Annotated in this window: 6 protein-coding genes and 1 tRNA gene; 2 read left to right on the top strand and 5 right to left on the bottom strand. The window is 58.8% G+C overall.

Features of this window, described 5'->3' with window-relative positions; all coding sequences use genetic code 11:
• Positions 1–1,197 (top strand): CRTAC1 family protein (locus R6T97_RS15635; RefSeq protein ID WP_410350213.1); only part of this gene is annotated, 1,197 nt, incomplete at its 5' end.
• A gap of 51 nt (positions 1,198–1,248) precedes the next feature.
• On the opposite strand, the gene R6T97_RS15630 is transcribed toward R6T97_RS15635, so the two are convergent.
• The 3 genes from R6T97_RS15630 to R6T97_RS15620 form a co-directional block, all read right to left on the bottom strand.
• Positions 1,249–2,559, bottom strand: a complete 1,311-nt coding sequence (locus tag R6T97_RS15630; protein WP_410350214.1) for a cytochrome-c peroxidase — start codon at positions 2,557–2,559, stop codon at positions 1,249–1,251.
• 64 nt (positions 2,560–2,623) lie between these two features.
• A complete protein-coding gene (locus R6T97_RS15625; protein ID WP_410350212.1) occupies positions 2,624–3,904 on the bottom strand; it encodes a DUF3422 family protein in 1,281 nt (426 codons plus the stop codon).
• Between the two features lie 126 nt (positions 3,905–4,030).
• On the bottom strand, positions 4,031–5,203 hold the full coding sequence (locus R6T97_RS15620; RefSeq protein WP_410350211.1) for a type III PLP-dependent enzyme: 1,173 nt from the start codon (positions 5,201–5,203) through the stop codon (positions 4,031–4,033).
• Between the two features lie 245 nt (positions 5,204–5,448).
• Between R6T97_RS15620 and R6T97_RS15615 the strand changes: the two genes are divergently transcribed.
• The gene (locus R6T97_RS15615) at positions 5,449–6,000 is read left to right on the top strand and encodes a pseudouridine synthase (protein WP_410350210.1); all 552 of its coding nucleotides are present in this window, start codon (positions 5,449–5,451) and stop codon (positions 5,998–6,000) included.
• A 27-nt stretch (positions 6,001–6,027) separates the two neighbouring features.
• On the opposite strand, the gene R6T97_RS15610 is transcribed toward R6T97_RS15615, so the two are convergent.
• Positions 6,028–6,894, bottom strand: a complete 867-nt coding sequence (locus tag R6T97_RS15610; RefSeq protein ID WP_410350209.1) for an urea carboxylase-associated family protein — start codon at positions 6,892–6,894, stop codon at positions 6,028–6,030.
• A 280-nt stretch (positions 6,895–7,174) separates the two neighbouring features.
• Positions 7,175–7,261: transfer RNA gene (locus R6T97_RS15605), tRNA-Leu, on the bottom strand.
• Positions 7,262–7,505: the final 244 nt, after the last annotated feature.

The raw sequence follows: 7,505 nt of genomic DNA, 5'->3' as shown, positions 1-7,505 counted from the left end.
GCTTATCCGCTGGACATCGACGCAGACGGGCGCATGGACCTTTTTGTGCTGCGCGTCGGGCAGAACCAATTGCTTATGGGACAGGACGACTGCGGTTTTGTGCCAAGTGACGCTCTGCCCGTTGATGACGGATGGTCGACCGCCTTTACGGCATGGTGGGAAGATGACGGTGCGCCGGTGATGGCCGTGGGTAACTATGTTGACCGCGACGATCCCGAAGGCCCCTTTGGTGCGTGCGATGACAACGCGATCCTGCGGCCCGCTAGAGCAGGTTATGAAAGCACCCCCCTCACCCCCGGTTTCTGCCCCCTGTCCATTCTTGCCGCCGATGATGCCCGCGGGCGCGCCACGCTGCGGATTTCCAATGACCGCCACTACTATGTCCGCGGCGGATACGAGCAGATGTGGGATATCGCCGACACCCGTTTTCTGGGAAAAGAGGACGGTTGGCAAAATGTGTCTTTGTGGGGCATGGGCATCGCCAGTCGCGATATCACGGGTGATGGCCGCGATGAGGTCATGCTGACCTCGATGGGCGACCAACTGATGCAGATAGCGCGTGCAGACGGAACCTATACCGCCGCCCCCTTCACGATCGGCACCTATGCGCAGCGCCCCCATACCGGCGACGACGGGCGGCCCTCGACCGGTTGGCACGCGGAATTCGCCGATGTCGATAACGACGGGCGCGCGGATCTTTTCATCGCAAAGGGCAACGTCGATCAGATGCCGGGTTTGGCGATCAAGGACCCCAACAACCTGCTGATGCAGAATGCTGACGGCACCTTCCGGGAAACAGCAGCCGAAGCCGGCATCGCCACAAAGGAACGGTCACGCGGCGCGGCACTGGCCGATTTCGACGGCGACGGCAGGCTTGATCTGGTAGTGATGAACCGTCGTGCGCCAATGGAGTTGTATCGCAATGTCACGCGGGACACGGGCAACTGGCTGACAGCCAGACTGACCCAACAAGGCGGGAACGTGAACGCAGTCGGTGCCACCGTCGTGGTCGCAACCGAAGAAACCCGACAGAGCCAGCAACTCACTATTGGTGGGGGTCATGCAGGTGGCACGGCTTTACCGCTACATTTTGGATTGGGTGCCGCAACTCAGGCCGTTATCTCGGTGCGTTGGCCGGACGGGGCGGAAACCACGCATCAAGCACAAGCGGGACAGGTTGTGAAGCTTGCGCGCTGACGCGCGGATTTGATGCCTCCGGCGGGGATATTTAGGGGCCAGTAATAACGATCAGGGCTGATCCACAGGAAGGCCGCTTGGCACAGTATCGGGAATACCCAGACGGCCCTCTAACGCGGCAGGGTCGGTCAGCGCATCCAGAAAAGCCACCAACGCTGTGACATCCGCATCGCTGATATTGCGCGGCTGATAGTTCACCGCTTGTGCAATCGCCGCGATATCCGCCAACCCGCGCGCATCATCCACTGCGAGTTCCGGCAAGACAGCGTCGTTCAGATCATAGGTCCGTAACCCGTTTAACGGATCCAGATGCGCTGCCACGAAGCTGCGCAAATCGGCGTGAGCACCGGCATGTCCGTAAGGAGCGGTCAACGCGACGTTGCGCAGGGACGGTGTACGGAATGCATAAAGGTCGGCGGGGTCACCTGTCACCCGGAACCGGCCTTCATCGCGTGCATGGCTTTCAAAACGGGCCGCCTTGCCGGGACCGATCTGGGGGGCGCCCATCGCGTGAAAGCCGTGATCTGTCAGAAACGGACCGCTGTGGCAGCTGGCGCAGCCGGCTTCTCCGTAGAACAGCGCCATGCCTGATGCTGCAGGCTCTGGCAGGCTCAACTCTCCGCGCAAGACCGTGTCGAAGGGCGCATTGTCGGAGCGCCATTCGAACGCCATGAAGGCGGCGACCGCGTTGGAGATATCGGCGAAGGTAATCTGCTCTGGCCCATCGATATGATCGTACACGGCAAGAAACTGGCTGGCGTATGCGGGATTGTCGCCCACACGCCGCGCAATCAGATCCCATGCGCCACCCTCGCCGGTTATGACGCCGCGCCGCACTGCTTGTGACACATCGTTTTCACTGTAATGTCCCGCCATTTCATCGGGACTGAGCACAGGGAACATGGTTTGGGCGGACAAAAGCGACGCAAATCCAGTGACCATATCCGCATCAAGCGGCGTCCGCAGACCACCCGGGCGGTCAGGATCGACTTCGATCCGCCCGTCATGGAAGAGCACCGTGAATTCATGGGCGCCGAGGTTAAACAGCGCAGGCGCATTGCGCGGGATGCGCTGTTCGGGCAAATTATCAGGGTCCATCACACGTTTTGGTCCAAGGCCAATGCCGCCATCGCCGATCCCCAGCGACAAGCCGTCCCCCGTGCCAAAGGCGGGATGGTGACAAGTCGCGCAGGACACATTCCGGTTACCGGACAAGATGGGATCGTAGAACAGCAACTGTCCCAAACGAGCTTCTACTTCGGCAACAGGTGCGAAATCGGCATCTGTCAATGGCGCGGGTAGACCTTCGGCAGAAACACTGCCTGCACACATCACCGCCATCATGCCTAAAACGATCCGCATCATTATCCTGTCTTCACGTCGGAACATGGTTAGCATGGATGACATGCAGCGCAAGTGCGACGGATTAATCCATCTTCTTGCGTATGCGGTTTACCATCGCCCAGACCAGCGCCACTACAATTGGTGTCGCAACAGCCGCCATGACGGGTTTGCTCAGGCCAAAAGATGCCTCCAGCGGGCCTGTCATGTTCAGGACCAGATTGACCGCATAATAGCTGATCGCCACGACGGACAGTCCTTCGACCGTGCGTTGCAGGCGCAATTGCAGATCTGCGCGTTTATCCATGCTGGTCAGCAATTCCTGGTTCTGGGCCGAACGTTCCACATCCACGCGGGTCCGCAGCAGATCACCGGCGCGCAGGGCGCGGTCCGACATCGCTTGCAGGCGCGCTTCGGTCGATTTGACCGTGCGCATCGCAGGGTCGAATCGACGCATCATGAATTCGCCAAAGGTCTGGCGGCCGGTAAACCGTTCTTCGCGCAGCACGTTGACCCGCTGATTTACAATCGTCTCGTAAGCCCCTGTTGCACCAAACCTAAATGAGGATTGCGCTATGGTATTCTCAATTTCTGCCGAGACCTCAAGCAACGATTGCAGCACTGTCGCAGGATCAGCCTCAGAGCCGCGCATGTCATCCAGAATGGCGGTTAGACGCTCGTCGAACCGGGCCAGTTTGGACCCAAGCTCGCGCGCGCGGTAAAGGCCCAGCATGGACATTGCCTTGTAGGTTTCGATCTCGCACAGGCGCTGTACAACGCGGCCGATGCGACGGTTGCCCACATGAGGACGCGCAAAAACGGCAAAGCGCATGTGACCGGCAGGATCGATACGGAAATCGCCCGCAACGACCAGATCATCCCCGACCACCCGACTGATGGCGAGACTTTCGGGAACGAACCATGCGCAGGCTTTCTCGATGATGCCGTCATCACCATCGGCGACCTCGATACGGATCAAGGCCGAGGTCACGCGGGTCCCGGGGGCGTCTTCAAGCCAGTCGGCTGGAAACACCCCAAAGGTAGCGGCGTCGAATGGCCGCTCTGCCAGCCCTTCACCGAAGATCGTATAGGTCACAAATTCGGTATGGCTTTCCCATTTCAGGTGATGCTTGCCGATTTTTCCAAAGTAGTGGGTTGCGTCAGGCTGCGGATGCTGCGCACCGAAACGGTCAAGCAAATCAATCAGATGCGCACGATCGGCAGTGCGGTCACGCCCAGCGGCATTGTTTGCAGGCTTGATCGCCAGATAGGCCGCACGGCTGGGTGCTTCGACGGCCGGAAACGGACGGGCGTGCAATTCATTTGCTATCGCATAGCGCAACGGGTGGTCTTCGATCGGCGGCATGGTCTGAACCTTTGTCGTTCACTCCTTGTGCAACCTAGCGGCATTTCACTGCGTGTAAACAAAAAGTATGTTAAATATTAAAGAGTTACTGGCGTACAATCGTATACCGCACGCCAGTAGAACCCCTTAAATCACAACCACATCCAGCGGTGGAAAGCCATTGAAACAGACCGAAGAATAGGTCGACGTATAGGCGCCCGTGTTGCGGATCAGGACGCGGTCACCGGCCTGAAGCGTGACAGGCAGGGACATCGGGCGTTTTTCATAGAGCACGTCAGCGCTGTCGCAACTCGGCCCGGCCACAACGCAGGGACCCATCGGGTCAGCGTCACGTGCGGTTTGCAACTGATAACGGATCGCTTCGCCCTCGGTTTCGGCCAAGCCCGAAAACCGCCCGATATCCAGATAAACCCAGCGGTGCATATCATCAGCCGACTTACGGCTGACGAGAAGCACTTCGGCGACGATTACCCCGGATTCCGCTACCATACCGCGACCGGGTTCCGCCATTATCTTGTCGAGGTTGGGAAAGCGCGCTTCGACCATTTCGATGACTGCAGCGGCATAGGCCGTCGGCGCTTCGATTTCCTCGCCGTAGAATGCCGGGAAACCGCCACCGATGTTCAGCAGGGTCAGGTCATGGCCTGCGGCCCGTGCCTCGGACCAGATGTCTGCAAAGATATCCAGTGTCGGCGCCCACATCGCCGCTTGCCGTGTTTGCGAGCCGACATGAAAGGAAAAGCCAACCGGATGCAGCCCCAAAGCTTTGGCGCGATCCAGCAACGTCAACGCCATCTCACGATCGCAGCCAAATTTGCGGGACAAGGGCCAGTCGGCCTCTGAATGTGCGACAATCAGGCGGATATAGACGGAAGACCCCGGCGCATGCGCGGCGATCTTCTCAAGCTCCTGCTCTGCATCCGCTGCGAACAAACGGATACCCTGATCATAGGCCCATGCGATATCGGATGCGCGCTTGATGGTGTTGCCGAAAGAAATCTCGGAAGGCTCGGCGCCCTCATCAAGGCACAAGGCGATCTCGGCACGCGACGCGGCATCGAAATGCGCGCCAAGGTCCACAAGACGGCCAATGATCTGGCGCGCGGGGTTCGCTTTGACAGCATAGTGAATGTCGGCCCGGCCCAGTCCGGCCTTCAAAGCGCGGTACTGTGTTGCCACACGGTCCAGATCGATCACGAGGGTCGGACGATCGAACGCCTGGTTCGCGACGAACGCATCCAGGCGCGACTGGGAATCAATAAAGGGTGACGCCACATCGGGCGAAAAGTGCATCGTCATTGGTCATCTCCAAAAGACCCGGCCATAATGGACATACCCATCAAAGACCGCTCAGTTCCAAGGGAGACGTTACCGTCGCTACGTAAACACGAGTGCGTTGACTATCACCGGCCAGAGGCGCGTGCGTTGGCGTCTATGAATGCGCATTTGGGGTAGTTTGGGATTCGTTGCAAGAGGGAAAATAAACCAAAGCGAAATCGTATAAGACCATGGACGAAACCGCATAACCCGCGCTAGGCAACCCCATGTCCCGCGTGATCCTTTTCAACAAACCTTTCGGCGTGCTGTCGCAGTTCACCGATGCCAAAAGCCCGACGCCGAGGCCGACGCTTTCGGCTTTCATCGACGTGCCCGGGGTCTATCCCGCAGGGCGTCTTGACCGCGACAGCGAAGGGCTTCTGGTGCTGACCGACGATGGCGCGTTGCAAGCACGCATCGCCGATCCGAAGAACAAGATGAGCAAGACCTATCTGGTACAGGTCGAAGGCGCGCCGAACGATCAGGACCTTGTGCCCTTGCGCGAGGGCGTGACACTCAAGGATGGCCCGACGCGGCCCGCGAAAGTCAGTTTGATCGACGCACCCGCTCTGTGGGAGCGTGACCCACCTGTCCGGTTCCGCAAATCCGTACCGGACACGTGGATTGAAATCACCATCAGCGAAGGCCGCAACCGGCAAGTGCGCCGGATGACCGCGCATGTCGGATTTCCCACGCTACGGTTGGTGCGCTGGCGTGTGGGCAACTGGACACTGGACGGGATCGAAAGCGGGACGTGGCTCGAGGCCCACGCGCATTAAGCCGCAACACCCAAGTGCATCGCCCGCTCAATCCGTTCCATGACTGCGGTCGTAGAGCGACACGAGGGCTGGTTCATGCAATGCCCGCGCCTTGTCACCCGGATCGAAGACCTGCACCAGAAGCGGAAAACAGGCGGCGGCGTCCGATGAGTGTTCATGTGAACAGTCTCCACCGGGACAGGCCGACAAGCCGACAATCAAATCAATCTCTGCGTGGAATTCCAGATAGTCGCCAGGCCGCACGGGGCTGGCCTTCATGAAATACTGACCCGTATCCCGGGTAAAGCCGGTGCACATGAATACATTGAGCACATCATGAACATGCGTCTCGGCGATTTGCAGTGGCAGATCGCAGTGTTTTGCCAACGCGCGGGTCAGATTTGAATGACAGCAATTGTGGTAGTCTTTGCCAGACAACAGACGTCCGGTATACGGATCGCAGCGCGTGCCGATAACATCGTGCACAGACCCTCCAAAATCATCGAAACCGTACCAATCCAGTGTGTCTGCGGTGATCGTTGCCATCGGACGCAGGTTCGGAAAGCTCGACCACATGCGGTCACCCGTCGACAGATGGGTGCCGTGCAGCGCACGTGTCTTGCCAGAATAAAACCGCTCCGTCAGGTCGGTCTTGCTCCACAAGTTGAGATCACCCACTTGCGCACCCTCCACGGAAACAATGCGGAAAAAGCACCCAGCCGGCACGTCGATGCATGCAGCGTCACGCGGAGAGATTGTCATTTCATCGCAAGGAACCGCAGTCTGCCGGATGCCCGACAGTTTCCCGAGGTCAGGCGGAGCAAGAGCATCGGGCGGATAGCAGACCACCGGTGGAATATCGCGTCGCGCGGTTGCATCTTGAGGGGCCTCGAACTGTGGCGTCGCTAACTTCATGCTTCATTCCTTCATCCCGGTGGCGCCCAAATTCCGCTGGATATGCCCTCGGTATCCATTGATCACTGGCGACCATAGGGCGATGGTGTCATGAAGATGCCGCATGGCGCAATATGTACGATGGCACCTGCCGCGCTTGGGCTGAAGCCAAATGGTAATCACATTCGTTAAGATGACAATCTGCGCCCGCATCGGCTATTCACTGCAAGCATAATTTCATAACGGGCATTGACGATGTCATGCCGAAACAAAGCAGCAAGATTTGTTGAGGTCCTACCTCTGGTGCGGTCGGGGGGACTCGAACCCCCACGAGTGTTACCTCACAGCGACCTCAACGCTGCGCGTCTACCAATTCCGCCACGACCGCAAAACCATGGTTTGGTAGACGGGTCTGTAACCAACTGCCCTGCCCTTCTCAAGTGCAAAAATCGGACCGGGGGTGACAATGGCCGCGTCTGCGGTCATATCCGCACCAAAGAGGGTCTGGATCATGCCGGAATGGATCATCAGTGACGGGCTGACGCCATATGCCGATGCGCTGGCGTTCATGGAGGAACGTGTCGACGCCATCGCGCGCGGCGACGCGGATGAATGCATCTGGCTGCTGGAAC

Source organism: Yoonia sp., assembly GCF_046498525.1.
GTDB lineage: Bacteria > Pseudomonadota > Alphaproteobacteria > Rhodobacterales > Rhodobacteraceae > Yoonia.
The sequence above is the reverse complement of the archived record's forward strand: the minus strand, read 5'-3'. Positions and strand labels throughout refer to the sequence as shown.